Below are 26510 nucleotides of genomic sequence, written 5' to 3' on the forward strand. Positions count from 1 at the left end.
GAGACGATACGTTAATCTTGCAGGCATGATCGAGACGGTCCCGCTTGCCCATTCCGACGTCCTGCAAGCCGCTGCGCGCATCGCGCCGCAGTGCGTGCCGACACCGTTGCTGACCTCGCACAGCCTGGACGCCCTGTGCGGTGCGCAGCTGTTCTTCAAGGCCGAACACCTGCAGCGCAGCGGCGCATTCAAGTTCCGTGGTGCCTGCAACGCGGTGTGGTCGTTGCCGGAGGAGCTGGCCGCGCGCGGGGTGGTCACCCATTCGTCCGGCAATCACGGCGCCGCACTCGCACTCGCCGCGCGCACGCGCGGGATCGGCTGCCACGTGGTGGTACCCGAAGGCGCGGTGGCCGCCAAGCTGGCCAATATCTCCCGTCACGGCGCCACGCTGTGGCGCTGCGCGCCCACCATCGCGGCGCGCGAGCGGATGTGTGCCGAGGTCCAGGCCGGCAGCGGCGCGACGCTGGTGCATCCGTATACCGATCCGGCGGTGATCGCCGGGCAGGGCACCGCCGCGCTGGAGCTGCTGCAGCAAAGCGGCGGGCTGGATGTGCTGGTGGCACCGGTCGGCGGCGGCGGGCTGGCCGCCGGCACTGCGCTGGCGCTGCAATCGGCGCCGGGCTGTGCGCTGGTGCTGGCCGAGCCGAGCGGGGCGGCCGATACCGCACGCTCGCTGGCGGCCGGGCAGCGGCTGGTCGATTTCGTGCCGGACACTGTGTGCGACGGTCTGCGCGGTAGCTTGGGCGCGCCCAATTTCACGCTGCTGCAGCACGCCGGTGCACAGGTGATCACGGTCGACGATGCCGCGGTGGTGCAGGCGATGCGGCTGGTCTGGCAGGTGCTCAAGCAGGTGGTGGAGCCGTCCTCGGCAATTGCGCTGGCGGCGGTGCTGGCCGACCCGGTGCGCTTTGCCGGGCGGCGGGTCGGGCTGATCCTGTCCGGCGGCAATGTCGACCTGGATGCGCTGCCCTGGGCCGCGGCGTGAGCAGGCGCTCGCGTGGGGTCGGTCTGTGGGGCTGGTGCTGGCGCCTGTGCATGCTGACGCTGATCTGGCTGGTGGGCGTGGCCGGCTGGATCGTGTGGGTCGGCGATCGCGACCAGGCCGCGCCGGCCGACGTGATCATCGTGCTGGGCGCGGCCGCCTACGACGCGCGCCCTTCGCCGGTGTTCGAAGAGCGCATCCGGCATGCGCTGGACCTGTACGCGCAGGGCTATGCGCCGCGGCTGCTGTTCACCGGCGGCTTCGGCAATGGCGCGCGCTTTGCCGAGTCGCAGGTGGCGCGGCGCTATGCGCTACGCCACGGCGTACCGCCGGAGGCGATCGTGATCGAGACGGTCTCGCGCACCACCCGGCAGAATCTGCAGCAGGCACGCGCGCTGATGGACCGGCACGGCATGCACCGGGCGATCATCGTCAGCGACCCGTTGCACATGGCGCGCGCGCTGCGGCTGAGCGATGAGCTGGGGGTGGACGCGCTGGCCTCTTCCACGCCCAGTACGCGCTTTCGCAGCTTCCACACCAGTTGGCGCTTCCTGCTGCAGGAGGTCTATTACTTCCATCGCGACCTGGTGGTGCAGGGCGCCTGACGCCGGGTATGCCGCATGGCAGGCGTGTTCAAGCGCAAGACGCGCTCTATGATGCGGCTTTCCCAGCGGCAGGTTCGAGCATGAGCGAGCGCAATCGACAACACGCCACCGGCCTGGTTCAGGCCTATTACGCGGCATTCAACCGCGGCGATTGGGATGCCATGCTGGCGTTCCTGGCCGACGACGTCGCGCACGACCTCAACCAGGGCCCGCGCGAGATCGGCCGGGCGGAATTTGCCGCCTTCCTGCAGCGCATGAACGACAGCTACCGCGAACAGCTGCGCGACATCGTGATCACCGCCAACGAGGATGGCACGCGGGTCGGTGCCGAGTACGTGGTGCACGGGGTCTACCACACCACCGACGAAGGTCTGCCGGAGGCCAACGGGCAGACCTATGTGCTGCCGGGCGGTGCGTTCTTCGATGTGCAGGGCGACAAGATCACCCGCGTCACCAACTACTACAACCTGCAGGAATGGATCGCGCAGGTCTCGCGCTGAGCGCATCGACCGTCACGGCGTAGGAGCGCACCAGGGCGCGATAAGGCGTTCCCGGCAATGCCTGGTGGCGCCCGGGTGGATTGGTGCTCTGCCTATGTAGGAGCGCGCTCGCGCGCGATGGGGCGTTACCGGTAATGCCTTATCGCGCCCGGGTGCGCTCCTACGTGGGTGGGTGGGGTTACAGCAACACGATCCCGACCACCACCAGGATGAAGATGCCCCACTTGAGCGTCTGGTACAGCGGGTTGTTGCGTTCCTTCAGCGCCTTGGCCTTCAGGCGCGCGGCATAGAAATAGCGGAACACGCGGTTGATGCCGCCGGTCTTGTCGCCTTCCTGATTGGGCGAGGCGCCGGCCGAGAGCAGGCTGCGGCCGACGAAGCGGTTCACCGCCGCGGCCCAGCGCCAGCGCATCGGGCGCTCGATGTCGCAGAACAGGATGATGCGGTCCTGGTCGGTGTCGTTGCGCGCGTAGTGGATATAGGTCTCGTCGAACATCGTCCACTCGCCATCGCGCCAGCTGTGGCGCTGCCCGTCGACATCGATGAAGCAGCGGTCGTCGTTGGGCGTGGCCAGCCCCAGGTGCAGGCGCATGGACCCGGCGAACGGGTCGCGGTGCGGGCGCAGTTCGCTGCCCGGCGGCAACTCGGCGAACATCGCGGCCTTGACCGTGGGGATGGACTGCAGCAACGCAGTGGTCTGCGGGCACAGTTCGGACGCCGACGGGTGCGCGGTGCCGTACCACTTCAGATAGAAGCGCTTCCAGCCGCGGCGGAAGAACGAGTTGAAGCCGATGTCGGTATAGCCGTCGGCGGCGCGGATCTTCTGCATCTGCTGCAGCGCCACCGCTTCATCGCGGATCAGCGGCCAGTTGGCGCGCAGCGGCGCCAGCTCCGGGAATTCCTTGCCGGGATCGATGAACGGCGTGGTCGGCACCCGCGAACACAGGTACATCAGCGTGTTGATCGGCGCCATGAAGGTGGAATGGTCCAGCAGCTGCCGGCTGAGCCGGTGCCGCACGCGACCGCGGTAATGGATGTACAGCGCCGATGCGATGAACAGCGCGATGATGAGCCACTTCAACATTGGGAAGGCCGATTGGGGGGCGGGGGCCGCAAATTGGGGGACGGGAGCCGTAAACGTAAGAGCGGCGATCAAACGACAGTGCAGCGGCCTGGGGCGCTGCCGGTGCGCGGAGCCTGCATGTACCACGCGTACACAGCGGTTCCTGCGCGCCGCCTGCAGCCACCTGACGACTGCTTGCTGCGTTTTGCTAGCCACTCCGGTCGAGACATCGAAAAAAGGCAGGCCGACACAGGAACATGCGGCCGTTAACTGCTGAATTCTACCGGGTGTGGCGACCGCGCCTGACAACTCTGCATGGGTGCCGTCGCAAAACTGTGTGTCTCGCCGGCAACGGCTACGTTGCTGCCGGCGATCTGCACCGCCGCTAGTCGATGCGGCGGCGGATCGGGATCGAGGCCACCGGGACGCTGGCGACATCGTGTCCCTGCTCGCGGATGGGCGCGCCCGGCGCCGGTGCCCAGGCGTGGGCATAGATCACTTCCCAGGAGCTGGGCAGGGTGCCGTCCGGCCGCCGCAAGGGCTCGTAGGCGGCGCTGGCGGCGGCAAAGCGGCCGCGTCCGGTCAGGGTGGCGCGGCGATTGCTGAGTGCGTTGGTGGCGCCCATCGCGCGCAGCTCGCGCATCAGCGCGGGCAGGTCGCTGTAGGTCAGCGTGAACAGGTCGCGGTCCAGCACCGGGTCGCGGAAGCCGGACATCAGCAAGGCATCGCCGAACTGGGCGATCGGCGGAAAGCGGCTGACATGCGGGGCCGGGTCGGCCTGGGCGAAGGCCTCGCGCAACTCGATCAGCGTCTCCGGGCCGAAGGTGGAGCACAGCAACAGGCCGCCCGGCCGCAGCGCGCGGCGGAAACCGGCGAACACCGCCGGCAGGTCTTCCACCCACTGCAGGCACAGGTTGCTGAAGATCACGTCCACGCTGCCGTCGGCCACCGGCAAGGCGCGTGCATCAGCGCAGACCTGCGCGAACGGCTTCCACCAGCCCGCCGCCTTGCGCGCCTGGCGCAGCATCGGCATGGCCTGGTCCAGTGCGATCACCTGCGCCTTGGGCCAGCGCTTCTTGATCGCGCCGCTGGCATGGCCGGGGCCGGCGCCGACATCCAGCACCACCTTGGGCACCTGGTCGCCCAGGTAGTCGAGCGATTCGAGCAGGCGCGCTTCGGCTTCGCGCTGTAGCGCGGCGGCGGCGGCATAGCTGCTGGCGGCACGCGCAAAGGCGCGCCGGACGTGGCGGGGGTCGAAGGTACTGTTCATGAGCGGCGCTATTGTCGCCTGTGGCCGGGGCGGAGGGAATCGATGGATGGCCTGGCATCGGCCTGGCGAGTCTGCAGACGTTCGGTCTGCCGGTGGCTGCGCGGCGAGCGGCAAGGGGTTCAACGGGGCTTGGCCAAAACCCCACCGGATGTCCGCGGCGGTCGCCACGACTCGCCGCGTGGCCGAGGCGCTCTAGAACGTGCCGGGATAGCTGCCGCCGTCGATCAGCAGGTTCTGCCCGGTGATGTAGCCGGCCTGCGCGCTGCACAGGAACGCGCAGGCCGCGCCGAATTCGTCCGGCTCGCCGAAGCGTGCGGCCGGAATGCCCGCACGCTTGCGCTCGGCGACGTCTTCGGCACTGCTGCCTTGCCGTTGCGCGATCGCCGCGAAGTTGCCGCGCAGGCGGTCGGTGGCGAACTGGCCGGGCAGCAGATTGTTGATGGTGACGTTGTCGGCCACCGTGCTGCGCGCCAGCCCGGCGACGAAGCCGGTAAGGCCGGCGCGCGCGCCATTGGACAGGCCCAGGATGTCGATCGGCGCCTTCACCGCACTGGAGGTGATGTTGACGATGCGGCCGAAGCGCCGCGCGCGCATCGCATCGACGCTGGCACGGATCAGTTCGATCGGCGCCAGCATGTTGGCGTCCAGTGCGCGCAGCCAGTCATCGCGTTCCCACTGACGAAAATCGCCCGGCGGCGGGCCGCCTGCGTTGTTGATCAGGATGTCGACCTGCGGGCAGGCGGCGAGCGCCGCGCTGCGTCCTTCCGGCGTGGCGATATCGGCGACCACGCTGCGTACCTGGCCGGCACCGGGAAGTGCGCGCAATGCATCAGCGGCGTGTTCCAGTGCATCGCGGCCGCGCGCGGCGATCACCACATTGACGCCTTCGCTGGCCAATGCGCGTGCGCAGCCCAAACCCAGGCCCTTGCTGGCGGCGCAGACCAGGGCCCAGCGCCCGGCGATTCCCAGATCCATACGATGTGTCCTCGATCAGCGATTGCGCATGATCGACGATCCGCTCACGGCACGGACGCAACGAAGCGTTGCAGCGCCTCGGCGACCTGATCGGCATGGCCAAGAAACGGTGCGTGACCGCCACCGGCGATGGTCAGGGCCTGCGCGTGCGGCGTCAGCGCGGCGGCGGCCTGCATGCCGGCCGCCGGCACCAGCCGGTCGCGTTGGCCCGCGATCCACAGGCTGGGGCGCGCGAGTTGCGGCAAGGCGCGGCGTAGATCGGTACGTTCGAGCAGGGTGAGCCCTTGCTGCAGTGCTTCGGCGGCCGGTTCGCCACGCGCCACCAGCGTCTCGCGCAGGCTGCGCAACTCGCTGCGGGCATGCGCCGAGCCTAGCGTATCCAGCGCCAGAAACCGCTCCAGCGTGCCGCGATAGTCGCGCGCCAGGTCCTGGCCGAATTGCACGAACACCTCGCGCTCGACCGCGTCGGGCCAATCGTGGCCACGCACGAAACGCGGCGTGGCCGCGATCATCGCCAGCCCGCGTACCTTGGGCTGGGTGGCCGCGGCATGCAGCGCAAACAGCCCGCCCAACGACCAACCGATCCACACCGCCGGCGGGGTGGCGGCGGCGATGCCGGCGACCACGTCCGGCAGCGCCAGCGGCGTGCTGTCGCCACGGCTGAAACCGTGCCCGGGCAGATCCACCAGATGCAGTTGATGGTGCGCGGCCAGGCGTTCCACCAATGGCGCGAACACGCCGCCGTGCAACGCCCAACCGTGCAGAAGAACCAGCGCAGGCCCGTGGCCGATGACATCGATATGCATGCGGGGATTGTCGCTGATGGCGCCGACCGGCGCATGGGTCGGCGCGTGCGGCGCGCAGTGTCTTGCGCCAGCATGCATTGCGCGTGGCGCCGATCTGCGCTGCGCGCCAAGCCGGTTGCGGGAGTGCATGAGCGCGCCGACAGCAGCGATCCTGGTCGCATCAGCGACGCGGACGCCGCCACGTCGGACACGGCCGCTCCTGCGCAATCGTCTCGATCGTCGCCCTCAGGCAGACGCACGCAGCGGTTGCCGGCTGACCACATCGCGCGCCTGCACGATGGCCTCGATCAAGGCCTGCACCTGCTGCGGCGTATGCAGCGCAGACAGGGTTACACGCAGACGCGCCTTGCCTTCGGGCACGGTGGGCGGGCGGATCGCGCCGACCAGGAAACCGGCCTGTTCCAGCGCGGCGGACATCGCCATCACCGTGGCTTCTTCGCCGCATAGCAGGGGCTGGATCGGCGTATCCGAGGCCATCAGCTCGAAGCCATGCCGGCGTGCACCATCGCGGAAACTGCCGATCGACTCGACCAGCTTGGCGCGCCGCCAATCGTCGCGACGCGCCAGTCGCACTGCTACCAACGTCGCGGCGACCTGCGCCGGCGGCAACGCGGTGGTGTAGATGTAGGGGCGTGCGGTTTCGGCCAGATGGCGCACCAGCGCGTCGTCGCCGACCACCACCGCGCCATAGCCGCCGAGCGCCTTGCCCAGGGTCACCAGTTGCAGCGGCACTTCGGCCGCGCCCAGTCCGGCATCGGCCACGCAGCCGCGCCCCTGCGGGCCGAGCACGCCCACGCCGTGGGCATCGTCGACGTAAAACAGCGCCTGCTGCATGCGTGCCACCAGGCTCAACGCACGCAGCGGCGCGACATCGCCATCCATGCTGAAGACGCCATCGCTGGCCAGCATCGCCGCGCCCTCGGGCGCGCCCTTGAGCTGACGCATCGCACCTTCCACATCCAGGTGCGGATAGCGGCGCAAGCGGCAGCCGGCCAGGCGCGTGGCATCGAGCAGGCTGGCGTGGTTGAGCCGGTCCTGCACGCAGACATCGTCGTCCTCGCTGAGCAGGGCCTGCTGCACTGCCAGGTTGGCGATGAAGCCGCTGCCGAACAGCAGCGCCGACGGATAGCCGAGCCAGTCGGCGATCTCGCGCTCCAGCGTTTCGTGCGCGGTGTGGTGGCCGCAGATCAGGTGCGAGGCGGTGGCGCCGGCTCCATCGCGCGCGGCGGCGTCCTGCAACGCGGCGACCACTTCGAACTGCTGCGACAGGCCCAGATAGTCGTTGGAGCAGAAACCGGTCAGCCAGCGGCCATCGACCTCCAGCCGCACGCCATCGCGACGGCCCACCAGCCGCCGCACCCGCACCCGTTCCTGGGCCACACGCAAGGTGCGCAGCGACGAAATCCGTTCGTGCAGATCGGGGCGGGCCATGGGGGCGTTCAACGGCAGAAGGGGGCGTTAGCGTAGCCTGCCGCGCCCGGCACGCCCAGCCGGCACCGACGACCGGTGCCGGACGTTCGATTCGCGGTTAGGCGGCGTGCTCGCAGGCCGTGCTGCGGGTGATCTCCGCATGCACGGTGCCGGGGTGGTCGTGCTCGGCGGCGTCGACGGTGATCTGCATCGGCCGCAGGCCCAGGCGCTGGAACAGGGCCTGGTCGCGTTCGGTGTCCGGGTTGCCGGTGGTGAGCAGTTTTTCGCCGTAGAAGATCGAGTTGGCACCGGCCAGGAAGCACAGCGCCTGCAGTTCGTCGCTCATCGCTTCGCGGCCGGCAGACAGGCGCACCATCGAACGCGGCATCGTGATGCGGGCGACCGCGATCATGCGCACGAACTCGAACGGGTCCAGTTGCTGGGTGCCGTGCAGCGGGGTGCCGGCGACCTGGACCAGCTGGTTGATCGGCACCGAATCCGGATGCGCCGGCAGCGTGGCCAGCGCCAGCAGCAGGCCGATGCGGTGCTCGCGGGTTTCGCCCATGCCGACGATGCCGCCGCAGCAGGTCTTCAGGCCGACATCGCGCACATGCTCCAGCGTGTTCAGGCGGTCCTGATACTGGCGGGTGTGGATGATCGAGTCATAGTAATCCGGCGCGGTGTCCAGATTGTGGTTGTAGTAGTCCAGCCCGGCGTCCTTGAGCGCGCGTGCCTGGCCGGCGTCGAGCATGCCGAGCGTGGCGCAGGTTTCCAGGCCCATCGCCTTGACCTCGCGGATCATCGCCGCGACCTTGGGGATGTCGCGCTGCTTGGGCGAGCGCCAGGCCGCGCCCATGCAGAAGCGCGAGGCGCCGGCGGCCTTGGCCTGGCGTGCCTTGGCGACGACCTCTTCGGTCTCCATCAGCTTCTGCGCGGTCACGCCGGTGTCGTAGCGCTGCGCCTGCGGGCAGTACGCGCAGTCTTCCGGGCAGCCGCCGGTCTTGACCGACAGCAACGTGGAAACCTGCACTTCAGCCGGATCGAAATGGGCGCGATGCACGCCGGCGGCGCGGTGCAGCAGCTCCGGAAACGGCAGCTCGAACAGCGCCTGCAGCTCTTTGCGATCCCAGTCATGACGGACGACAACAGACATCGGGGTTTCCTGACAGTCAGCGGCTTGGAAGCCAGGCAGTCTGGTGAGCATGGAGGAGGCTGTCAACTTCGATGAGGTGCGCTCGGTTTACAGGTGGCCGCGACGGGTGTTGCGGTTGCTGCTGCCGAGCCTGTGCCTGGTGTGCGCGGAGGCAGGCAGCGACGATTGCGATCTGTGCCCGTCGTGTCGCGCCGCGTTGCCGGAGCACGCGCACGCCTGCCTGTGCTGCGCACTGCAGTTGTCTGCCTGCGATGGCGCGCTGCTGTGCGGGCAATGCCTGCGGCATCCGCCACCGCTGCAGCGCGTGCATGCGTGCTTCACCTATCGCTGGCCGGTGGACGGCTTGCTGCGGCGTTTCAAGTTCCACCAGGATCTGGCTGCCGGGCGTCTGCTCAGCGCGTTGATGGCCAGGCGTTGCGCAGGCCTGCCGCGTCCGCAGGCGCTGGTGCCGGTGAGTCTGCATCGGCAGCGCTTGCGCCAGCGCGGTTACGATCAGGCGCTGGAGCTGGCCAGACCGCTCGGCCGCGCGCTGCGGCTGCCCTGCCTGCCGTTGCTGCGCCGGGTCCGCGCGACCGCGCCGCAATCGGAGCTGGATGCGGCCGAGCGTCGGCGCAATCTACGCGATGCATTCGTGGCACGCGGCGCGTTGCCGGCGCACGTGGCCCTGGTGGACGACGTGATGACCACCGGTGCGACGCTGCACGCGGCGGCAAAGGCGTTGCGAAAGGCGGGGGTGCAGCGGGTGGATGCATGGGTATGCGCGCGGGTGCCGTGAGGCCTGGTGGGCTGCGGATTGTGAGCTGCAGCATGGGGGCTTCGCCCGTACCCTCACCCCAACTCCTCTTCCGCGGGGGGGGGGGGGCTGAAGCCGAGGCGATTGACCTATCTGCGCGTCAGCGCACTGCCAGGGCTACGGCGATGCCGACGAAGATCGCCAGGCCCACCCAGTTGTTGTGCAGGAAGGCGCGGAAGCAGGGGCCGCGTTCGCGGTGGCGGGCAATGCGGAACTCGTAGGCCACCAGCAGCGCGGCCACGCCCAGTCCGGCCCAGTACGCGATGCCGAGACCGGCGCGCAGGCCGACCAGCGCCAGTGCCGCAAACATCGATGCATACAGCAGGCCCTGCGCGACCAGGTCGAACCTGCCGAACAGGATGGCGGTGGATTTGCTGCCCATGCGGATGTCGTCCTCGCGGTCGACCATCGCGTACCAGGTGTCGTAGGCCGTGGCCCAGAGGATATTGGCCGCATACAGCAGCCAGCCCAGCAGCGGCACGCTGCCCTGTACCGCGGCGAAGGCCATCGGGATGCCCCAGCCGAAGGCCATGCCCAGATAGACCTGGGGCAGGTGGGTGTGGCGTTTGAGATAGGGATAGCTGGCGGCCAGCAACACGCCCGGCACGCTCAGGGCCACGGTCAGCCAGTTGAGCGTGAGCACCAGCGCGAATGCCACCAGCATCAGCACCACGAACACCCACAGCGCTTCGCGTCCGGACACCGCCCCGGTGGCCAGCGGACGCGACTTGGTGCGCTCCACATGCGGGTCCAGCCAGCGGTCGGCATAGTCGTTGATCACGCAGCCGGCCGAGCGGGTCAGCCAGACCCCGGCGGTGAACACGAACAGCGTCCACAGCGGCGGCAGGCCACCGGCGGCCAGCCACAACGCCCACCAGGTGGGCCACAGCAATAGCAGGCTGCCGATCGGACGATCGCCGCGGACCAGTTTCCAGTACTGCCCCAGTCGCTGCGGCCAGGTCAGCGCGGGCGCTGTCGGCAGCGGTTCAACACCATGCTTGCTCATGCTGCAAAGGGTAGCAGCGCGGCTCGGCTGCGGTCATGCGCTGGTTGATGGTCGACCTGTGCATCGCCCAGCCTTCCGGGCGGCTGTGCGAGGTCGCGCCGAGCCGGTCGGCGCAGGCGCTGGGCCCGGGCCGGGGCCGGGCCCCGTTCGGCACCCGGTGGTGCCTGGCCATTTGCAGGCCTGCGCTGCGGGCGTCACGCGCACGGTCGTGGTTCTGGCATAATGCCCGACCAGGCGCTCGTAGCTCAGCCGGATAGAGTAGTGGCTTCCGAAGCCATTGGTCGGGGGTTCGAATCCCTCCGGGCGCACCAGATGAACCCTCCAGGGACATCCAAGAAGGTCCAAAACCCCCCCGAGAAATCGGGGGTTTTTTGTTGTCCGTAGGTCCGTCAAGGTCCACCCTCATCCATTGAAATCCAGGTCGATCGGGGGCATAGATGGGGCACCGGCCCCGGTAATCCCCCCCGCAGGTTAGCAGGCGTCAGAAGTGGAATTTTCTCGTAGTCTTTCCCGAGGAGGTTCCATGAAAAAGTCCCGCTTCACCGACAGCCGGATCATCGCCGTATTCAAGCAGGCCCAAGCCGGCACGCCGGTGCCGGAGTTGTGCCGCGAGCATGGCATCGGCTCAGCCACCGTCTACAAGTGGCGCAGCAAGTTCGGCGGCATGGACGCATCGCTGATGTCCCAGCTCAAAGAACTGCAGGACGAGAACCGGCGCCTGAAGAAAATGTATGCCGAGGCCCAACTCAGTGCCGACCTGCTGAAGGAAGCGATGGCAAAAAAATGGTGAGGCCATCTCAGCGCCGGGAGATGGCCCGATGGGCAGTTGAAGGTGGGCAAACGAGTATCCGGCACGCCTGCCAGACCTTTGCCGTAAGCCAGACCTGCTTCCGCTACCAGGCCAAGGCGAGTGAAGAGAACGGACGGATCGCCGACTGGCTGGTGCGGCTGACCACGGCCTATCGCGACTGGGGCTTCGGCTTGTGCTTCCTGCACCTGCGCAACGTCAAAGGCTTTGGCTGGAACCGCAAGCGGGTGTACCGCATTTACCGGGAGCTGGAATTGAATTTGCGGATCAAGCCGAGGAAGCGTCTGGTACGGGAGCGACCGGAGCCTCTGGCCGTACCCGATTCGATCAACCAGGTCTGGTCGATGGACTTCATGCATGACCAGTTGGCCGACGGGCGCAGCTTCCGGCTGTTGAACGTGCTGGACGACTTCAATCGCCAAGGCCCGGGGATCGAGGTCGATCTGTCGCTACCTTCGGCCCGCGTGATCCGGTCGCTGGAGCAGATCATCGAATGGCGCGGCAAGCCGCGCACCATTCGCTGCGACAACGGCCCGGAATACATTAGTGGCGCGCTGCTAGCCTGGGCGCAGCGGCACAACATCCGAATTGAGCATCTCCAGCCGGGCAAGCCGCAGCAGAACGCCGATGTCGAGCGCTGCAACCGCACCGTCCGCTACGCCTGGCTCGCCCGAATCCTGTTCGACACCATCGAGCAGGTACAGGACCAGGCCACGCGCTGGCTCTGGACGTACAACCACGATCGCCCGAACATGGCGCTCGGTGGCATCACGCCGGCGATGAAGCTGGCGATGGCCGCATAGCTCCACTTAATGTCGCGATTGTTGACCGCCGCTCCATAGACCTGCGATGTCGCACCTGGGTCGGGATCGAAGCTATTGTCTTCGTTCTCGCTGAAGAGCAGGCCATCGATGTTCTTATAGGGACAACGCCATCCACTGGCGCGTGCCATCGGTGATAGTCCGCGCCGCTTAGGAAAATCTGCACCACCGCCCCCCCCCCACAAGACGCTGCAATACGTCTTGGCTTGGATTGGCGAGCATGTCTTGTAGCGAGTAGCTTTGCTCCTTGATCCAGAACACGGCGCTCTGTTGCATGTTAGTTGCGATGTGATACACCGTGCCGTCGTTGGGCGAGGTAATGATGCTGGCATCGTATTCTCCAGCCAGAGGCGGCAACGGGCCTGGATTTCACGATGAAGAAAAGCGTTGTAGGACTGAAAGCCGCCGTGCTTTGCATCCCAGTCGATGACGAAATCGGCAAGCTTGAATTCGGCGATGGCTGCCGTACCAAACCAGCCAACGTTGGGATCCCGGTTAAGCACCCAGCAGCTGGCATGACTGTCGAGATACGCCGCCCATGCCTTCAGATGGCCCTGAGCGCTTCATTGAACGAATCGAGGCGGAAGAGCGCCTTACCCGCGGGTGTTGCCATCATGCCGACAAACAGCGCTGACATCGGGAACAGTACGTGTGCGTTTTTGTTGACGTTGTATTCGGGCGCCGTGGTGCAAATGACATCGAGCTGGGCCAGCATGTCCTGGATGCTGGTGATGTTTTTCGTAAACGCGCTCGTCTGGTCGATGGCCTCGGTGACATACATCCGCACGATGCCATTGGCCTCGATCAGGTCGGCCAGATTCTGCACTGCCTGGTTGGCGTAGCCAGATCCTTGGTCGCTGCGCAGTCGGGTAGCTTTTTGGCGAATATCCGCATGCCACGCGGCCTGCCCACTGCGATCTTCCGGAAGGTATCCGGCAAACGCGCCAAAGCTGCGTTGATAGTGCGCGTCCATCAACGATGTGGTAACGCTAGGCATGGCGGATGTCCTGGTCGGGTGAGGGGCAGACTTACATGTCGGCGAATTCGGGAGTTGCTGATGCAGACCTGAGCACTACCAAGCTCGATGCCTGTGCAGTGGGCAGCTATAGCGCAAGCAGGGCGTGCAGCTCGCCCTCCGTTCGTCCGGTGCGGCGTGCCGCCGCCTGCGCGCATTCGATGAGCGTGCGTGGACGACACGCCGCGTGGCATCAGGCCAAAGAACTGCCAATCAATGAGCGGCTCGATCCCGACCCGGTAGCGGTGACGGCGAACCGCCAGGAAGGTTCGGCCTGCAATGGGGGATTCGCTTGGGCTTGCACCCGATAGCCAACTGCGAAAGCTCTCCGGCGTGTGCGACGCGATGCTCAACCTGGTGGTAGCAGGCAGGCGCACAACGCACGGCAATACGATTGCGAGCGCTGCTGCATCGATCTGCGCATCAATGTCTGCCTCTTCCAGATCTCGCGCGCTATTCCTGCAGGTGTCGTCGTTTGATCAGATGCTGTCTGACCAACCGGGCCACGCGCACACCGACGTAGGCCCAATGCAAGGACCGGGGCAGAGGCACGGCCTGGCGATCCATGTCGGTGGGAAAGAGCAATCCCGGCAGCACGTTTAGGCGGCCGCGCCATGTCGATTGCAGAGACAGCAGGTGCCTGATGTAGGCAAACAGTCCGATCCGCACCGCCAGATCCGCACCGCGATCGGACCCGATCGCATCCATGCACGGTAACAGCGCAGCGGCGGCCGGTCGGGCTTTGTGCAGCAAAGTGGTTTGCTGCCGTAGCGCCGCGGGTAGCGCGATTCCCAGACTTGCTTCGGCCAGCAGCGCACTCAGCGCCAGCTGTCTCTCCACGCCAAGTCGGCGTGCCAGCGCGAGGACCGCCCCCCAGTCCAGCTGCGCACTGCCAAGCGCCTGCGCCATGTCCACCAGCCAGAAGGTGCGATGCCAGTGGTGCTTGGTGCCATGGAATGCGGCATAGACCACAGCTGCTGGCTGCGACAGCGTGGGCACATGCATCCCGCCCAACACGACTGTGGTGAGATGATCGCGCCAGACCTGTTTGCTGAGCGGAAACTGGTGCTCGTGGTTGGCCAGTCGCAGATGCAATTCCAGCACCACCCTGGTTTCGGAATGACGCAGCGGTAGGGCATGGTTGTAGCGGCTATATTCCGTTGGATCGAGTGCGGCGTCCGATTGCAGCACATAGCCCAACGCGCTCAGTGCGGACAGCGCGTGTTGGCTGGCATGCGGCTCGATCAGCACATCGATATCGCTTGCTTCGCGGCGATGCAGTTGGCCAAACTGCGCGGCATACCCCAATCCCTTGAGCAGGCAGCAACGGATGCCCGCCTGCTGCAGCGCAGTCACCATCTCGCGGATGGCGGCCGTTTGCTGCAATGACTGCAGCAGCATGCGTTGCTGCCGACGCCGCAGTGCTTCGCGTATTGCGACAGGAACGCTGGCCGCCAGGATGTCGGCCGCAGGTAACGCCAATGCCATTCGATGCTGTGCAAGCGAATGTTCGAAGGAAACCACATCGGGTGGCGATGCCGCCGCCGGTAGTGCTGCAGCAGCAGGATCGTGTTGCCGCCATAGCGACAGAATGTAGCCGAACGCAGACGACCACGTCGCACAAGCGTTCTCAACCGTTAGGGTGCAATGCACTTCAGCGCGCAGTTGCACGAGAATCGCAAGTGGTGAACGCGCGCACCTTAGCGCGTCTGTGGCCTGTGCTACGTTTGCTGCCAGGGGCCATATCCGCGTTTGCGGATTGCGAGGGACACTGAGCGAAGTGGTAATCGATGCGCATCGTTTTGAGCCGCCTGACGGCCGTGTTTGTCATGCCGGCCCAGCGCCGATGCGCTGTGCATACCCCGCGCTATTAATAGCACAGCATTTGCCGTGTCGCGGCTTGCTCATGCGCGTAGCGGAAGGGGGTGCGCGAGGTTGCCGCGATGGCTTGGGTCAATCCCAGGTATCTTACACATGCGCTTGATATTGCCGATCGTTGAGGAGCCGCTCCATGAATGAGACCGATGCATTTGTTGGTGAAATCCGCCTGTTTCCGATCGACTGGGCGCCCGCCGGATGGCTGCCCTGCGATGGCCGCCAGCTGCAGATCAACAGCAACGTCGCGCTGGCGTCGCTGCTCGGTAACCAGTTCGGCGGCGACGGCAAGACCACGTTCAATCTGCCGGACTTGCGCGGTCGTGTCCCCGTCAGCCAGGGTATCAATCCGCTCACCTCGCCGCCGGTGTCCTACGTGGTGGGCACCTATGGTGGGTTGGAGGGCGTGGCGCTGACCGCGGCGCAGGTTCCGCCGCATATGCACGCCATGAATGTGATCGATGCGGCAGCCACCACCGGCGCGTTGGACGGTAGCGGACTCTTTGCGCAGACACCGACCCCGCACAATCTGTATGCGCCAAGCGGCACATTGGTCGGTCTGGCGGCGGATTCCGTCAGCCAGGAAGGCGCCGGTGCCGCCCACAACAACATGCAGCCATCGCTGGTGCTGAATTTCTGCATCTGCACGGTCGGCATCTACCCGCAGCGCCCCTGAAGCGGGCCATAAAGGAACCACACCATGGATGCCTACATCGGTCAGATCATTCTGTTTGCCGGCGATTACGAACCCCAGGACTGGGCGTTCTGCGATGGACGTCAGCTGCAGATCACCACCTACATGGCGCTGTATTCGCTGATCGGTACCACGTACGGCGGCGATGGTAGGACCACCTTCAACCTGCCGGATCTGCGCGGCCGCGTGGCGGTCTCGCAAGGGCAGGGCGTCGCGCGTGCGCAAACGCCGCAGTTGACCGCACGCGTGCTGGGTCAGCAGTTCGGCACCGCGACGGTGTCCCTGCAGACGGCAGAGATGCCGGCGCACAGTCATACCCTGCAGGCATCGACCGCACCGGCGTCTGCGCTGACGCCGAGCAACAATCTGCTTGCCGTTCCGCAGAATGCGGAAGTGTTCTATTTCGTTCCGCCCACGGGGAGCAGCCCGCCGGTAACCAACTTGGCGGCCACCGCGGTGAGCGTGAGTGGAGCCAGTCAGCCCCACGACAACCACATGGCGGCGCAGACGCTGAGCTATCTGATCTGCCTGAACGGGTTCTATCCGCAGCGGCCCTGACCGGCTATCGCAAAGGAGTTCGACATGTCCAATAGCTTCATCGGGGAAGTGCGCGCATTCCCTTACAACTTCGCGCCGGAAGGCTGGCTCGACTGCATGGGGCAGACGGTCAGCATCAATCAGTATCAAGCACTGTTCGGGGTGATCGGCTTTACCTACGGGGGCGACAAGCAGAGCACGTTCGGCCTGCCGGATCTGCGCGGCCGCGCCGTTACCGGCCAGGGACAGGGGCCGGGCTTGAGCAACTGCACCATCGGTCAGTTGCAGGGTGCCGATTCCGTTGCGCTGGCTTCTGCCTCACAATTGCCGGCCCATACGCACACCATCTCCAGCAAGTTCCTTGGGCCTGTAGACGCTCCGGGTGGCTCGGTCAATATGCCGGGTTCGTCCGCTTACATCGCGCGTCTGTTGAACCTGACCCTCACGCCGAAAAAGACGTATGTCGCGTATGCGTTAGCGACGTCGACGCCTGTGGCGCAGATGTCGCCCAATGCGTTGGCGCCTTTTCCTTCCACCGCAGCAGCAGTACAGGCGCATGAGAATCGCCAACCGTTCACCACGGTGCGCTATTGCATCTGCGCCACGGACGGCATCTATCCACCCCGGCCGTGATGCCGCTGCACTTCGCCTGCCCTGCGCCCTTGCTGGCGCAGGGCATGGCGATCCGTCCCGAGGGCATGGCGGACCTACCCGCGCTACGCGAGCTGCTTCGCCGCGAGCACTGGGGCGAATTTGCGATGTTGCCGTGGGACGATGCGGCAAAGGCCGCATTGCTCGATCAACAATTCGAGGCGCAGCGCCGCCATTACCTCCGCATGCATCCTGGTGCCTTGTTTTTGGTCCTGGCGCTCCGGGAGAGAGTGATTGGTCGTCTCTATCTGGCGGCGACGGAGAAGGGCGAGCTGCGTGTGCTGGACATTCTGTTGTCGCTCGATCAGCGGAGCCAGGGAGTCGGAACGCTGCTGATCAGCGCGGTGCTGGATCAGGCGCGCGCCGAGGGACAGTGTGTGCTGCTTGAAGTGAAAAAAGGCAATCCTGCGGTCAACTTGTACCAGCGGCTCGGCTTCCAGGAATTTGCCGATGCGGGTATCTCCTGGCACATGGTCTGGCATCCTGTCGTTAGCGGTAGCCAAGCCAGTCCATGACGACACCGTGGTCGGAGGCCACGCGTTGGGCCTGTTCCGGGGTGAGCGCGGACCGCCAGGCGCCGGCGCGGCCCTGGCGAAAGAATCGCGTCTGTTCACGGCGGCGTTCGGCGAATCCGCGACGGTCCTCAATGCTGCGTAGCGTTTCGAAATGGGACGCGGCGACAGCGCGTGCCACATGCGACGAGCCGGAAGGCAGCCCAAGAAACGTCGCCAGGCGTGTCGTCTCGCGCAAGGGCTGGGCCAGAAGATCTTCGTAATGCAGAATTAGGCGCGGCCCTGGCGCCTGCTGCAGCCACGACGCGACATGTCCTGACCAAGACCCATACCATTGTGGTGTCTGTGTATAAAACGAGCGGCCCATGCGGCTCATGGTCATGCGTGAGTCGCGCATCTGGCTGATGGCGGCGTCTACGTCCATGCTCATCTGGTCGGCCCAGGAGGGCGCGATGTCGCGTGGGTCGCGCACGATGTAAATCGTTGCGAGCGTCGCATCTGCTGGAAACAGCGTCGGGTCGTAGCGGTCGTGTACTTTGAGCAGTTCAAGCGACTGCGCTGCGCATTGTCGATAAGCGCTGTTGCGCAGAAGGTGCAGTTCGGACGATGTGAGATCGCTGCTGTCGACATCGACGAATTGCTCGAGCCAATCGCGCGAGGCCGCAGGCGGCAGGCTCTTGCCGAGCCTATCCAGGTCCACTTCGGCTGCGCCCGTTTGCAGGCTGGAGATCAGGCAGCGCACCCAGGTGTTGCCGGATTTTGGATACGACGCCAGCCAGATGATGCCGCGCTGGCTCATGTTCCCAGGTGTGTCTCGATCAGTTCGGCGCCGTCGTCCAGTGCATCAAAACGCAACGGACGCAGCAGGTGCCAGACCGGTACTTGACGTGCGATGGCGGCGGCCTGGGCAAAAGTCGCCGGTCGCAGGCCGAGCCGCAGGGCGGCCGTTGGCCGCGCCAGGTAGTTGTGCAGCAAGGGCAGCGCGGCACTGGGGGAATGGCGCTGCATGCTCATTTCTGATGCCTCTTTCAGGATAACGATCGCATCCAGTGGAGCCGGGGTGGGGTCGAATCCCGATTGCGGGCGTAGATCGAACTTGTCCATCCCCTTGCGCACCTGCGGAAGCCCGACGCATGGCATCTGCAGGGAATCGAGCGTATCGCGCCATAGTTTCAGGCGTGGAAAGGCCGGCAACACCTCGATGTCGCCTTCAGTGCGGATGACGGTCAGATCATCGCTGAGCAACCCATGGCCGCGCCTGACGAGGGCTGCCGACAGCGTGGACTTGCCGGCGCCACTATGCCCGGCGATGGCCACGGTGCGGTTGCCGATGCGCAGGCAGGCCGCATGCAGCGGGAACAGGCCGCGCTGCAGGCAGAGGTAACCCAGTGCGGAGCCGAGCAGGAACAGCCGCCAGCTCTCATCGTCCTGGCGCAATCGCTGTACCTGAATCGAACGCCCGCCGCGCACGAGAATGCGGACCAGATCTGGCACCTGCAGCAACACCGAGCCGTCTGCTCCGATGCTCAGCCAGGTGTCGGCGGGATCGGCAGCATCAAGCAGGCTTGGCAGTGGCGCTTCCTCGATCACCACGTCCGAGGTGTCGCTTGCAGTCACCGACGCCGGCCAGTGCGGCAACTCAGGAAGTAGCAGGGTGCTGCGCACGTGCCAGCCGCATAGCAAGTAGTCACGCAGAGGTTCCGCCGCTGACAGTGATGCCGAAGTTTTGCAACTGCTGTTCAGGCGCGGATCTCGACAGTGCCAGCGCCGCGCAAGGTTTCCAGCAACGACGCTACGTCGGTCTCGATCCTGGATCGTGTCGTCGCGTAGTCGGCGCACAACCGGTCGCACAGCGCGACGAATGTGCAGGGCGATGCGAGATGCGTCCAGATCTGCTTGCCTATCGGGTCAAGCGAGAAATACAGCCCGCGCTCAGTGTTCATGACCACCAGCTCTTCGCCCATTTCCGCAGCCAGGCAACCAGGCGCCTGCACGATCAAGGCGTTCGGATCGATGCGCATGGCGAGTCATCCGCTTGAGGAGTTGAAACCTTAACCGGGAAACGTCTTCCTTGGAAGGAGCATAGGGCGGCCTCAAACGCCAGCAGCGACCCGGTCACTTGGGTGTTCGCGGCGACGAAACACCACCTCGTCATCTGACTGAACGGGCAGGCGTCGATTGTCTGGGCCGAACAGCGGGGTGTCCGCTTGTGCAGCTAGCGGAAGGCGGAGGACTGGGTCGAACCAGCGCGCTGCGGCGGTATCTCGAAGGCGGAAATTTGCGTGCCGCAGCATCAACAATCCGCCAGGGCGCAGGCAGCGGGCGAAGTCCAGCAACTGCGCCTGCACATCTTCGAATCGGATCAAGTGGTCGCAACGTTCGCCCTGGTGTGAAGCCAGATCGCCGCGGCGCAAGACCGCCAGGCAGAAGATCGCATCGTAGGACGCGGCGGTTTCACGCGCCGTACTGCCAGCCAGGCGAAACTGAATGGCAGAGTCCGGTTGCCTTTGAAGCCGGAGGTTGCAGGCCGCAATATGGCCGGGATGGATATCCAATCCCGTGATGGCAGCTTCCGGGAAGTAACTGCGTAATGTGAAGACTTCTTCGCCGCTGGAACAGCCGAACGACAACAGGCGCAGGTTCCCAGTCGCTCCCAAGGTGTCCTGCGCAAAGGCAAACAACGTGGGATAGCGATCCATGGCGGTAGTGCCGTAATCCTGGAAAACGGACGCGGCCGAGGTCAGGCGCAGCCAGGTATACGTTCGGCTTTCACGGTCGCGCAGCGCGCGATACAGCTGCTTCGCCCACGAGAAGTGGGCCAACCTGCGCCAATGGGGCAGAAGTCGGCTCATCTATGTGTGGAATCTGCAAAGAGCAGTAGAATGGACCTGGCCGGCCGCAGCAGGATGATTGGCGCATCGGATAGGATTGGCACTACCATCGGTCATGGAACAAGCAGCCAGACTGCAGCGGGGATGTTGCTTGAAGCGTAGCCGGTAGCGGCCATCAACGACACAGCGTGCTACCGGACACGTGGGACGTACGCGGTTGACACTGCGCGCTGTGCTGGGCGGCGCGTACGCGAGCTGCCGGCGACTTTACAAAAAACGGGAGTGTGCGATGTACGAGAATGATCAGGCAGTAGCGTCCGATACCTCCTCGCAGACCGAGCGCAAGGTATGGGCGACACCGGTGGTGTCGTTCCTTGCCATCGATGAGACCGCCAACAATATTTACGCAGGGAACGATGGCGTGGGAAACGGGACCGGTTCCTGAGTCCGTCTAGTCGATCAAGGTGAGCGATTTCGCGGGGGTGTGGCGTCTCGACGGCGCACCTGTCTCCGCCGTGGATGTGGTGCGTCTCGATCAAGCGCTGGAAGCACGCGGAATCGGCTCGCGGCGTGTCTGGCACGGTGGCGATATAGCGATCGTCCATCGCCAGCATTACTTCACAGCGGAGGACGCCTGCGAAGCGATGCCATGGGTGGGCGGGACCGGGGCAGTCCTTGCCGCAGATGTCGTGTTGGCCGCGCGCCGCGAGCTCGCCGCCGCGCTAGGTGAGCCTCCCAGCAGCTGTAGTCCCGATGGCGCCTTGTTGCTGGAGGCCTTGCAGCGTTGGGATATCGACGCGTTGCCACGTGTGCATGGGTCCTTTGCGCTTGCGTTGTATCGGCCCGACCAGCGCCGGTTGTTGCTGGCCCGCGATCCAGTGGGTATCCGCGCGTTGTTCGTGCATCGTGGCCCGAACCTGATCGCGTTTTCCACCCGTTTACGGGCGCTGCTGGCGTTGCCGGAGATTCCCTCGGATCTTGATGAGCAGGCGCTGGCCGGGCAACTCGTCATGGACAGAACGCGGGCGACGCGCACGATCTATCGCTCTATCGACCGGGTGCCGATGGCACATGTCCTGAACATGACGCAGGAATGGACGCGCGTGCAGCGATGGTGGTCGCTGCCGCAAGCCGGTGTCTTGCATTTGCGCAACGATGAGGAGGTCGAAGAGGCCGCCGCTGAGGTACTGGATCTGGCCGTTGCCGACTCCCTGCGTGCGCCCGGTCGTGTCGCCATGTGCCTGACGGGTGGCCTCGATAGTACGTCGGTCGCTCTTTCCGCCGCGCGTCAACACACCGCTGCGCCACTTCTTGCTTTCACGCGGTTCCCGCAGGCGGCGACTGCAGCGCCCAACGCACGCCACTACTATGACGAATCGCCGCGTGCCCGCTTGCTGGCCGCCAGCCATCCGGGCATCGACTGGCACATGGTCGGCGACGATGGCCAAGACTGGGGCGAACACGATGCTGAGCGTTGGCTGCGCGAAGGTGCGCAGCCAACGCGCTCCCCACTGAATATGGCCTGGTTTTTTCCCCTCTATCGTGAGATGGAGGCGTGCGGCTGCAGCGTCCTGATCGGTGGCGAGCTAGGCAATGCGTTTTTCAGCAATGACGGCTTGTCCCGGTTGCCGGACTTGCTCCGCGACCGCCAGTGGCGCACGTTGCTGATGCAGACGCGTGCGCTGGCGGCCACCGAAGGGTTGAGCGTGCGCAAGGCGCTGCAGCGCCACGTGCTGCGCCCTTTCATGCCGATCGCGGTTATCCGGCGCTGGCATGGTCTGCCCGCCGACATATGGATGTGCAACGCCGCTCTGAATCCCCAGTTTGCACGAGAGCTGGATCTGCGCCGTACGTTGGAAATGAGCCGCCACCGGATTCTTTTCCGTGCCAACCATCCTTCGCTCGCGGTGCGGCGAGAGTGGTTCCTGAGCGATGCCGTGGCGATGGAGACCTATGGGGTGCTTCGCGCAATGTCTGGCGTGGATATCCGCATGCCGCTCGCCGACCGGCGCGTCATCGAGTTCTTCGGCAGCCTGCCGCTGGATCAGTTCCTGCGCGATGGCGTCAGCCGATCGCTGCCGCGTCGGTTGCTCGCCGCACGCGGCGCACCTCCGGAAATTTCCGCCAACCGTCAGGTGGGCGTGCAGCATGGGGACTGGTTCGCGCACCTGAGCGCGCGGCGCGCCAGCATGCAGCAGCAACTCCACACGCTGCAGGACTCCGCGCTGGCGCGGCGCGTGCTCGACCTGCCGCGACTGCAAGGATTGCTGGACAATTGGCCGCGCGATGCTCAGGCCGCTGAGTCCAAACGTGAGGCCTATCTACAGATGCTGGTATATGGGTTGCAGACCGGCGGCTTCCTGGCCTGGCACGAGCGCGGCGGTCGCTGATCGCGATCAGCGACCGCCGCGTGGGCATACAGCCCGCGCCAAGGCTGCGCCGCGATCGACAGCGCAACGCGCCCGGTCTGACGTTTGTTAGGCTAGCCGACACGGCAAGGCACTCGGCCATGGGAAGCCGCTCGGGCCCGCGTGATGGCATGAGCTCGATCGCGTCTGCCGCCCTTCCCTCGACACGTGCCTGCGCCATGCTCTTTCCTCCTTCGGTCCTGCAGTCACGAATGCGGACACCACAACGTTGCTTGGCGGGAGTGCGCCATGCTCATATCGCGGCGGTGGAGTCGATTGCCGCGCAAGATCACCCTAGCTGGGATGAGGGCTGCCCGTGAGCGTTTCCCGCGCTGTCAGCGGCTTCCATCGCAGGCTGGTCGCCTTCGCGCGCCTGCCTCGCTTCGAGCGGCTGTTACTGGTGCCGGCCTGGCTGCTGCTGGGTGCAGCGCGGGGCGCCGTGCGGTTGGTGGGCTTTCGCCATCTGGCACCCTGGGTGGGCCAGCAAGTGGCAGTACCGCCAGCGTTGCCACGCCTGGATGAACGTGCGCAACGTCGCGCCCTGCAGATCAGCCGCACCCTGCGGCTGGCCGCACGCCACACGCCCTGGGAATCCAACTGCCTGGCGCAGGCGTTGGCGGCGCGTTGCCTGCTAGGCCTGTTCCGGGTCGCCCATTTGCTGTGCCTGGGCGTTGCGCGTAGCGCAGACGGATCCGCACTACAGGCGCATGCCTGGGTATCGGCCGGCAGCCAGCACGTCACCGGCGGACACGGGACCGATCGCTTCACTCGCGTGGGTTGCTTCCTGCCACGCACACGGCAAGCCCGGTGACAGTCCTGCGCTTTGTTGCCGGCCTGTTGCGGTGGGCGCCGCGCGGCCGCTGCATCGGGCTGGCGCTGCTGATGGTGCTGGCTGCGGTTACCGAAGGCATCGGCATGCTGCTGCTGGTGCCGCTGCTGAGTGCCATGCAAGGCGCTAGCGCTGCGATCGGAATGGCGCACCAACTGCTGCGCCTGCTGGCAGCACTTGGCCTGCCGGCGAACGCGCCGATTCCCTTGCTGCTGCTGTTCTGTCTGATGCTGTTACTACGCAATGCGATCCAGTTCGGTCGCGAACAGCGCGCGGCGCGACTGCAGCAGGGCGTGGGCAAGCGGCTGCGCACGAGTAGCTTCGCTGCCCTGCTCGGTGCGCAGTGGCGCTGGCTGGCGGGCCTGCGCGCTGGCGACCATGCCAGCCTGATCCTGAGCGATGTAGGCCGCGCTGAAATCGGGCTGGGACACGCTCTGGCGATGTTTGCCTCGGCGATCACCGCCGTGCTCTATCTACTCGCCGCCTTCGCGTTGTCCTGGAAGCTGGCGCTGGTTGCGGTGCTGAGCGGTGTTGCGTTGCTGCTGGTGGGCGGCCAGCGGCGCGGGCTGGCGCTGCTGGGATGCCAGCTGACCGAGGCAAACCAACGCTTGCATGCAGGTCTGCACGACCGTCTGTCCGGTTTACGGCTAGCCAAGATCCTCGGTGCCGAAACGGCGTATCTGGTTGCGTTCGAACAGACCGCCGGCACCATCCACGACCAGCAACTGCGCTTTGCGCGCGGCTTGAGCGTCTCCAAGGCCTGGCTGCAGAGCGCAGGCGCGATCCTGTTGGCGTTTTATGTCTACCTGGGCTTGCAGGTCCTGCATATGGCGTTGGCCGAGCTACTCGTGCTGGTGGCCATTTTCGCGCGCCTGGTACCGCTGCTGACCACGGTGCAACAACAACGCCAGTACTGCCTGCATGCGGCAGCTGCGTTCAGCGCGATCGAACGCCGGCTACAGGAGAGCCGGACCTGGGCCGAGCCGCCCCTGCCTGACACGATGCCGCGGATCCAGCTGACCACGTCGATTGCGCTATCTGCGGTCCAGGTCCAATACGCCGGACGCGATACGCCCGCGCTGCAGGATCTGTCGTTACGACTGCCGGCACGGACCACCACCGCCGTGGTCGGCGCCTCCGGTGCAGGCAAGAGCACCCTGGCCGATGTCCTGAGCGGCCTGCTTGGCCCCGACCAGGGCACGTTGGAGATCGACGGCGTGATGCTGGACGCGGCCGCGCGACGGGCCTGGCGCCGCTCGGTGGCCTATGTCTCGCAGGACGCCTTCCTGCTCAACGACAGCGTGCGCAATAACCTGTTGATTGCTTGTCCGGATGCAAGCGAACAGGCGTTGTACGCTGCGCTGGATCAGGCTGCCGCCCAGTTCGTCCATGCGTTGCCACAGGGTTGGGACACGCCGGTCGGCGAGGGCGGCATGCCGTTGTCCGGGGGAGAGCGGCAGCGCCTGGCACTGGCCAGGGCCCTGTTGCAACGTCCGGCCTTGCTGATCCTGGACGAGGCGACCAGCGCGCTGGACCATGACAACGAGGCACGCATTCGCAGCGCCGTCCAGAACCTGCATGGTGACCTGACTGTCCTGCTCATCGGCCATCGGCTGGCCTTGCTGGAACAGGCCGACACCGTGCTGGTTCTGGATTATGGGCGGCTGGTGGCGCAGGGCCCATGGCAGGTAGTGGGGCCGGTCTGGATCGGCGCCCGGTGATGCCTCGCCTGCCGCCTGCGTGGCGTGGCCTCGCGCGCGGTTTGTCGGCGCAGTGGGTGTCGATCCTGTTCACCGCCGCGGTCTCGCTGGCGCTCTCGGTGTGGCTGGCGCGCGGGATGGGCCCGGCCGGCTTCGGTCGCTACGCCTATCTGCTCAATCTGGCGACCTTGCTGGCGCTGCTGCAGGATGCCGGCATGCGCACCCTGGTACTGCGCGAAGGGGTTGCGGCCGGCATCCCGGCGACGATGGCGCGCGCGCTGCCGGGCCTGGCACGCGGGCATCTGCTGTGGTCCACGCTGCTGCTGGTCGCCGCAACCCTGGCAGCGACGCACGCCGGCAGCGATCCGGCACTGGTCTTGGCGGTGCTGTGCTTCGGCGCGGTCACTCTGACCCAGCTGGTGTCGGCGCAACTGAAGGCGGCAGGCCAATGGCAACGCGATGCCGGCTGGCTGGCGGGTGCGCGCGCCCTCAGCGCGGTGCTGGTGGTGGCGGCAGTGCTGCTGCTCGGCCACGACCCTGGCGTGGTCTTCGCTGCCTGGGCATGTGGCCTGCTGCTGGCCTACGTCTGGTTGGGGCGCGGCCTGCACGATCGACCGCTCTGGCGGCCACAGCCGCTGGCATATCGCGCGGCCGCCGGCTTTTTCTGGATCGATACCGCGACCGGCCTGTACCGTCGTAGCGACGTGGTGATCCTGCAGCACATGGTGCCAGCGGCCGAGGTTGGCCAGTATGCCGCCGCGTATCGCGTGTTCGATGGCGTGCTGTTGCTGGCGATGCCGGCCGCCTTGCTGCTGTTCCGCCAGTTGCGCCTGGCACGCGCGCAGGCCGAGCGCGCGCGCCGGCTTGAGGACCGTGCCCTATGGGTGGCCGGCGCGGCGGGTTTGGCGCTGGCGGCCACCGGCGCCTGGCTCGGGACCTGGCTAATGGAAGTGTTGTACGGAGCGTCCTATCGCGTGGTGGCGGGGCAGCTGCTCGGTTGGTTGTTTGCCGCCTTCGTGTTCGTACTGCCGAATTACGTGCTGACCCAGGCCGCCATCGCCTGCGACCAGCAGCGTTGGTACGTGCTCGGCGCCGGTGTCGCGGCGGTGGTCAACATCGCGCTGAATCTGCTGCTCACCCACCACTACGGTGTGCACGGCGCAGCCATCGCCGTGATCGCCACCGAGGCGGTACTGACCGCCACATTGTGGTGCGGGCTGCGCATTGCAGGGCGCGGTCGCACTCTCGCATAGCTGCGTTGCCGCC

The 26510-nt window shown here is 66.0% G+C and carries 27 protein-coding genes, 1 tRNA gene, 1 other RNA gene and 1 pseudogene; 16 read left to right on the forward strand and 14 right to left on the reverse strand.

Going from position 1 to position 26510, the window contains the following annotated elements:
* Window positions 1–25 precede the first annotated feature (25 nt).
* The 3 genes from XarbCFBP7408_RS14035 (at window position 26) to XarbCFBP7408_RS14045 (ending at window position 2087) form a co-directional block, all read left to right on the forward strand.
* A complete protein-coding gene (locus tag XarbCFBP7408_RS14035) occupies window positions 26–985 on the forward strand; it encodes a pyridoxal-phosphate dependent enzyme (RefSeq protein WP_104563481.1) in 960 nt (319 codons plus the stop codon).
* Window positions 970–1587, forward strand: coding sequence for a YdcF family protein (locus XarbCFBP7408_RS14040; protein ID WP_104563482.1), 618 nt, complete (start codon window positions 970–972; stop codon window positions 1585–1587). The genes XarbCFBP7408_RS14035 and XarbCFBP7408_RS14040 overlap by 16 nt, the downstream gene beginning before the upstream one ends.
* An 80-nt stretch (window positions 1588–1667) precedes the next feature.
* Window positions 1668–2087: a nuclear transport factor 2 family protein gene (locus tag XarbCFBP7408_RS14045; RefSeq protein ID WP_104563483.1), complete on the forward strand. Its 420-nt coding sequence runs from the start codon at window positions 1668–1670 to the stop codon at window positions 2085–2087.
* A gap of 178 nt (window positions 2088–2265) precedes the next feature.
* On the opposite strand, the gene lpxO is transcribed toward XarbCFBP7408_RS14045, so the two are convergent.
* Window positions 2266–3171 (reverse strand): lipid A hydroxylase LpxO, encoded by a 906-nt coding sequence (gene lpxO / locus XarbCFBP7408_RS14050; protein WP_104563484.1) that lies wholly within the window; start codon window positions 3169–3171, stop codon window positions 2266–2268.
* A 117-nt stretch (window positions 3172–3288) separates the two neighbouring features.
* Between lpxO and XarbCFBP7408_RS14055 the strand changes: the two genes are divergently transcribed.
* Window positions 3289–3364: non-coding RNA, sX9 sRNA (locus tag XarbCFBP7408_RS14055), on the forward strand.
* Window positions 3365–3535: 171 nt separating this feature from the next.
* Here XarbCFBP7408_RS14055 and bioC read toward each other — a convergent pair.
* From bioC to bioB, 5 genes are all read right to left on the reverse strand, one after another.
* A complete protein-coding gene (gene bioC, locus XarbCFBP7408_RS14060; RefSeq protein ID WP_039517288.1) occupies window positions 3536–4420 on the reverse strand; it encodes a malonyl-ACP O-methyltransferase BioC in 885 nt (294 codons plus the stop codon).
* Between the two features lie 192 nt (window positions 4421–4612).
* On the reverse strand, window positions 4613–5395 hold the full coding sequence (locus tag XarbCFBP7408_RS14065; RefSeq protein ID WP_104563485.1) for an SDR family oxidoreductase: 783 nt from the start codon (window positions 5393–5395) through the stop codon (window positions 4613–4615).
* 44 nt (window positions 5396–5439) lie between these two features.
* The gene (gene bioH, locus XarbCFBP7408_RS14070) at window positions 5440–6201 is read right to left on the reverse strand and encodes a pimeloyl-ACP methyl ester esterase BioH (protein ID WP_104563518.1); all 762 of its coding nucleotides are present in this window, start codon (window positions 6199–6201) and stop codon (window positions 5440–5442) included.
* A 225-nt stretch (window positions 6202–6426) separates the two neighbouring features.
* Entirely contained in the window at window positions 6427–7632 is a 1206-nt protein-coding gene (bioF, locus tag XarbCFBP7408_RS14075; protein WP_104563486.1) for an 8-amino-7-oxononanoate synthase, read from the reverse strand.
* A gap of 97 nt (window positions 7633–7729) precedes the next feature.
* Window positions 7730–8764 (reverse strand): biotin synthase BioB, encoded by a 1035-nt coding sequence (gene bioB, locus XarbCFBP7408_RS14080; protein WP_104563487.1) that lies wholly within the window; start codon window positions 8762–8764, stop codon window positions 7730–7732.
* A 49-nt stretch (window positions 8765–8813) separates the two neighbouring features.
* Here bioB and XarbCFBP7408_RS14085 point away from each other — a divergent pair, with 49 nt between their 5' ends.
* The gene (locus tag XarbCFBP7408_RS14085) at window positions 8814–9539 is read left to right on the forward strand and encodes a ComF family protein (protein WP_181106630.1); all 726 of its coding nucleotides are present in this window, start codon (window positions 8814–8816) and stop codon (window positions 9537–9539) included.
* 118 nt (window positions 9540–9657) lie between these two features.
* Here XarbCFBP7408_RS14085 and ubiA read toward each other — a convergent pair whose 3' ends face one another.
* Window positions 9658–10563, reverse strand: a complete 906-nt coding sequence (ubiA, locus tag XarbCFBP7408_RS14090; RefSeq protein WP_104563489.1) for a 4-hydroxybenzoate octaprenyltransferase — start codon at window positions 10561–10563, stop codon at window positions 9658–9660.
* Between the two features lie 234 nt (window positions 10564–10797).
* Between ubiA and XarbCFBP7408_RS14095 the strand changes: the two genes are divergently transcribed.
* Together XarbCFBP7408_RS14095 and XarbCFBP7408_RS14100 are read left to right on the forward strand one after the other, a co-directional pair.
* A tRNA-Arg gene (locus tag XarbCFBP7408_RS14095) sits at window positions 10798–10874 on the forward strand.
* A 212-nt stretch (window positions 10875–11086) separates the two neighbouring features.
* Window positions 11087–12174, forward strand: a protein-coding gene (locus XarbCFBP7408_RS14100; protein ID WP_258072130.1) for an IS3 family transposase whose coding sequence is annotated in 2 segments (ribosomal slippage) — window positions 11087–11339 and window positions 11339–12174 — 1089 coding nt in all. Because the reading frame shifts where the segments join, the coding sequence is not laid out codon by codon here.
* On the opposite strand, the pseudogene XarbCFBP7408_RS23430 reads toward XarbCFBP7408_RS14100, so the two are convergent.
* The 3 genes and pseudogenes from XarbCFBP7408_RS23430 to XarbCFBP7408_RS14120 form a co-directional block, all read right to left on the reverse strand.
* Window positions 12140–12468, reverse strand: a pseudogene (locus XarbCFBP7408_RS23430) (phosphatidylserine decarboxylase). The gene XarbCFBP7408_RS14100 and the pseudogene XarbCFBP7408_RS23430 overlap by 35 nt on opposite strands.
* A gap of 268 nt (window positions 12469–12736) precedes the next feature.
* The gene (locus XarbCFBP7408_RS23190; protein WP_258072131.1) at window positions 12737–13189 is read right to left on the reverse strand and encodes a phophatidylserine decarboxylase associated domain-containing protein; all 453 of its coding nucleotides are present in this window, start codon (window positions 13187–13189) and stop codon (window positions 12737–12739) included.
* 471 nt (window positions 13190–13660) lie between these two features.
* Window positions 13661–14878, reverse strand: a complete 1218-nt coding sequence (locus XarbCFBP7408_RS14120) for a nucleotidyltransferase domain-containing protein (protein ID WP_104563490.1) — start codon at window positions 14876–14878, stop codon at window positions 13661–13663.
* 340 nt (window positions 14879–15218) lie between these two features.
* Between XarbCFBP7408_RS14120 and XarbCFBP7408_RS14125 the strand changes: the two genes are divergently transcribed.
* The 4 genes from XarbCFBP7408_RS14125 to XarbCFBP7408_RS14140 are packed head-to-tail and all read left to right on the forward strand — an operon-like array spanning window position 15219 to window position 17479.
* Window positions 15219–15758, forward strand: coding sequence for a phage tail protein (locus tag XarbCFBP7408_RS14125; RefSeq protein WP_104563491.1), 540 nt, complete (start codon window positions 15219–15221; stop codon window positions 15756–15758).
* Window positions 15759–15782: 24 nt separating this feature from the next.
* Entirely contained in the window at window positions 15783–16334 is a 552-nt protein-coding gene (locus XarbCFBP7408_RS14130) for a phage tail protein (protein ID WP_104563492.1), read from the forward strand.
* Between the two features lie 24 nt (window positions 16335–16358).
* Complete coding sequence (locus XarbCFBP7408_RS14135; RefSeq protein WP_104563493.1) at window positions 16359–16946, forward strand: phage tail protein; 588 nt, start codon at window positions 16359–16361, stop codon at window positions 16944–16946.
* Entirely contained in the window at window positions 16946–17479 is a 534-nt protein-coding gene (locus XarbCFBP7408_RS14140; protein ID WP_258072132.1) for a GNAT family N-acetyltransferase, read from the forward strand. The genes XarbCFBP7408_RS14135 and XarbCFBP7408_RS14140 overlap by 1 nt, the downstream gene beginning before the upstream one ends.
* Here XarbCFBP7408_RS14140 and XarbCFBP7408_RS14145 read toward each other — a convergent pair.
* The 4 genes from XarbCFBP7408_RS14145 to XarbCFBP7408_RS14160 form a co-directional block, all read right to left on the reverse strand.
* Window positions 17454–18275, reverse strand: coding sequence for a sulfotransferase domain-containing protein (locus XarbCFBP7408_RS14145; RefSeq protein ID WP_104563494.1), 822 nt, complete (start codon window positions 18273–18275; stop codon window positions 17454–17456). The genes XarbCFBP7408_RS14140 and XarbCFBP7408_RS14145 overlap by 26 nt on opposite strands.
* On the reverse strand, window positions 18272–19066 hold the full coding sequence (locus XarbCFBP7408_RS14150) for an HPr kinase/phosphorylase (RefSeq protein WP_258072133.1): 795 nt from the start codon (window positions 19064–19066) through the stop codon (window positions 18272–18274). Before XarbCFBP7408_RS14150 ends, XarbCFBP7408_RS14145 begins: the two co-directional genes overlap by 4 nt.
* 149 nt (window positions 19067–19215) lie before the next feature.
* Window positions 19216–19497 carry a PqqD family protein gene (locus XarbCFBP7408_RS14155; protein WP_104563495.1) on the reverse strand — a complete coding sequence of 94 codons (282 nt, stop codon included), beginning with the start codon at window positions 19495–19497 and terminating at the stop codon, window positions 19216–19218.
* 72 nt (window positions 19498–19569) lie between these two features.
* On the reverse strand, window positions 19570–20328 hold the full coding sequence (locus tag XarbCFBP7408_RS14160) for a class I SAM-dependent methyltransferase (protein ID WP_104563496.1): 759 nt from the start codon (window positions 20326–20328) through the stop codon (window positions 19570–19572).
* Between the two features lie 268 nt (window positions 20329–20596).
* On the opposite strand from XarbCFBP7408_RS14160, the gene XarbCFBP7408_RS22790 reads away from it, so the two are divergent.
* The 5 genes from XarbCFBP7408_RS22790 to XarbCFBP7408_RS14180 all read left to right on the forward strand — a co-directional run bounded on the left by XarbCFBP7408_RS22790 (window position 20597) and on the right by XarbCFBP7408_RS14180 (window position 26497).
* Window positions 20597–20752, forward strand: coding sequence for a hypothetical protein (locus XarbCFBP7408_RS22790; RefSeq protein WP_181106632.1), 156 nt, complete (start codon window positions 20597–20599; stop codon window positions 20750–20752).
* A gap of 19 nt (window positions 20753–20771) precedes the next feature.
* Entirely contained in the window at window positions 20772–22697 is a 1926-nt protein-coding gene (locus XarbCFBP7408_RS14165) for an asparagine synthase family protein (protein ID WP_104563497.1), read from the forward strand.
* 334 nt (window positions 22698–23031) lie between these two features.
* The gene (locus XarbCFBP7408_RS14170; RefSeq protein ID WP_104563498.1) at window positions 23032–23526 is read left to right on the forward strand and encodes a lasso peptide biosynthesis B2 protein; all 495 of its coding nucleotides are present in this window, start codon (window positions 23032–23034) and stop codon (window positions 23524–23526) included.
* Entirely contained in the window at window positions 23523–25265 is a 1743-nt protein-coding gene (locus tag XarbCFBP7408_RS14175) for an ABC transporter ATP-binding protein (RefSeq protein ID WP_104563499.1), read from the forward strand. The genes XarbCFBP7408_RS14170 and XarbCFBP7408_RS14175 overlap by 4 nt, the downstream gene beginning before the upstream one ends.
* Complete coding sequence (locus tag XarbCFBP7408_RS14180; protein ID WP_258072134.1) at window positions 25265–26497, forward strand: lipopolysaccharide biosynthesis protein; 1233 nt, start codon at window positions 25265–25267, stop codon at window positions 26495–26497. Before XarbCFBP7408_RS14175 ends, XarbCFBP7408_RS14180 begins: the two co-directional genes overlap by 1 nt.
* Window positions 26498–26510 lie beyond the last annotated feature (13 nt).

The sequence above is a fragment of the Xanthomonas arboricola pv. guizotiae genome, assembly GCF_002940205.1.
GTDB classification, from domain to species: Bacteria; Pseudomonadota; Gammaproteobacteria; order Xanthomonadales; family Xanthomonadaceae; genus Xanthomonas; species Xanthomonas arboricola_C.

Coding starts and splice junctions, on each gene's coding strand:
- XarbCFBP7408_RS14035 (WP_104563481.1), top strand. CDS start 26: ATGATCGAGACGGTCCCGCTTGCCCATTCCGACGTCCTGCAAGCCGCT.
- XarbCFBP7408_RS14045 (WP_104563483.1), top strand. CDS start 1,668: ATGAGCGAGCGCAATCGACAACACGCCACCGGCCTGGTTCAGGCCTAT.
- lpxO (WP_104563484.1), bottom strand. CDS start 3,171: ATGTTGAAGTGGCTCATCATCGCGCTGTTCATCGCATCGGCGCTGTAC.
- bioC (WP_039517288.1), bottom strand. CDS start 4,420: ATGAACAGTACCTTCGACCCCCGCCACGTCCGGCGCGCCTTTGCGCGT.
- XarbCFBP7408_RS14065 (WP_104563485.1), bottom strand. CDS start 5,395: ATGGATCTGGGAATCGCCGGGCGCTGGGCCCTGGTCTGCGCCGCCAGC.
- bioH (WP_104563518.1), bottom strand. CDS start 6,201: ATGCATATCGATGTCATCGGCCACGGGCCTGCGCTGGTTCTTCTGCAC.
- bioF (WP_104563486.1), bottom strand. CDS start 7,632: ATGGCCCGCCCCGATCTGCACGAACGGATTTCGTCGCTGCGCACCTTG.
- bioB (WP_104563487.1), bottom strand. CDS start 8,764: ATGTCTGTTGTCGTCCGTCATGACTGGGATCGCAAAGAGCTGCAGGCG.
- XarbCFBP7408_RS14085 (WP_181106630.1), top strand. CDS start 8,814: ATGGAGGAGGCTGTCAACTTCGATGAGGTGCGCTCGGTTTACAGGTGG.
- ubiA (WP_104563489.1), bottom strand. CDS start 10,563: ATGAGCAAGCATGGTGTTGAACCGCTGCCGACAGCGCCCGCGCTGACC.
- XarbCFBP7408_RS23190 (WP_258072131.1), bottom strand. CDS start 13,189: ATGCCTAGCGTTACCACATCGTTGATGGACGCGCACTATCAACGCAGC.
- XarbCFBP7408_RS14125 (WP_104563491.1), top strand. CDS start 15,219: ATGAATGAGACCGATGCATTTGTTGGTGAAATCCGCCTGTTTCCGATC.
- XarbCFBP7408_RS14130 (WP_104563492.1), top strand. CDS start 15,783: ATGGATGCCTACATCGGTCAGATCATTCTGTTTGCCGGCGATTACGAA.
- XarbCFBP7408_RS14135 (WP_104563493.1), top strand. CDS start 16,359: ATGTCCAATAGCTTCATCGGGGAAGTGCGCGCATTCCCTTACAACTTC.
- XarbCFBP7408_RS14140 (WP_258072132.1), top strand. CDS start 16,946: ATGCCGCTGCACTTCGCCTGCCCTGCGCCCTTGCTGGCGCAGGGCATG.
- XarbCFBP7408_RS14145 (WP_104563494.1), bottom strand. CDS start 18,275: ATGAGCCAGCGCGGCATCATCTGGCTGGCGTCGTATCCAAAATCCGGC.
- XarbCFBP7408_RS14155 (WP_104563495.1), bottom strand. CDS start 19,497: ATGCGCATCGATCCGAACGCCTTGATCGTGCAGGCGCCTGGTTGCCTG.
- XarbCFBP7408_RS14160 (WP_104563496.1), bottom strand. CDS start 20,328: ATGAGCCGACTTCTGCCCCATTGGCGCAGGTTGGCCCACTTCTCGTGG.
- XarbCFBP7408_RS22790 (WP_181106632.1), top strand. CDS start 20,597: ATGTACGAGAATGATCAGGCAGTAGCGTCCGATACCTCCTCGCAGACC.
- XarbCFBP7408_RS14180 (WP_258072134.1), top strand. CDS start 25,265: ATGCCTCGCCTGCCGCCTGCGTGGCGTGGCCTCGCGCGCGGTTTGTCG.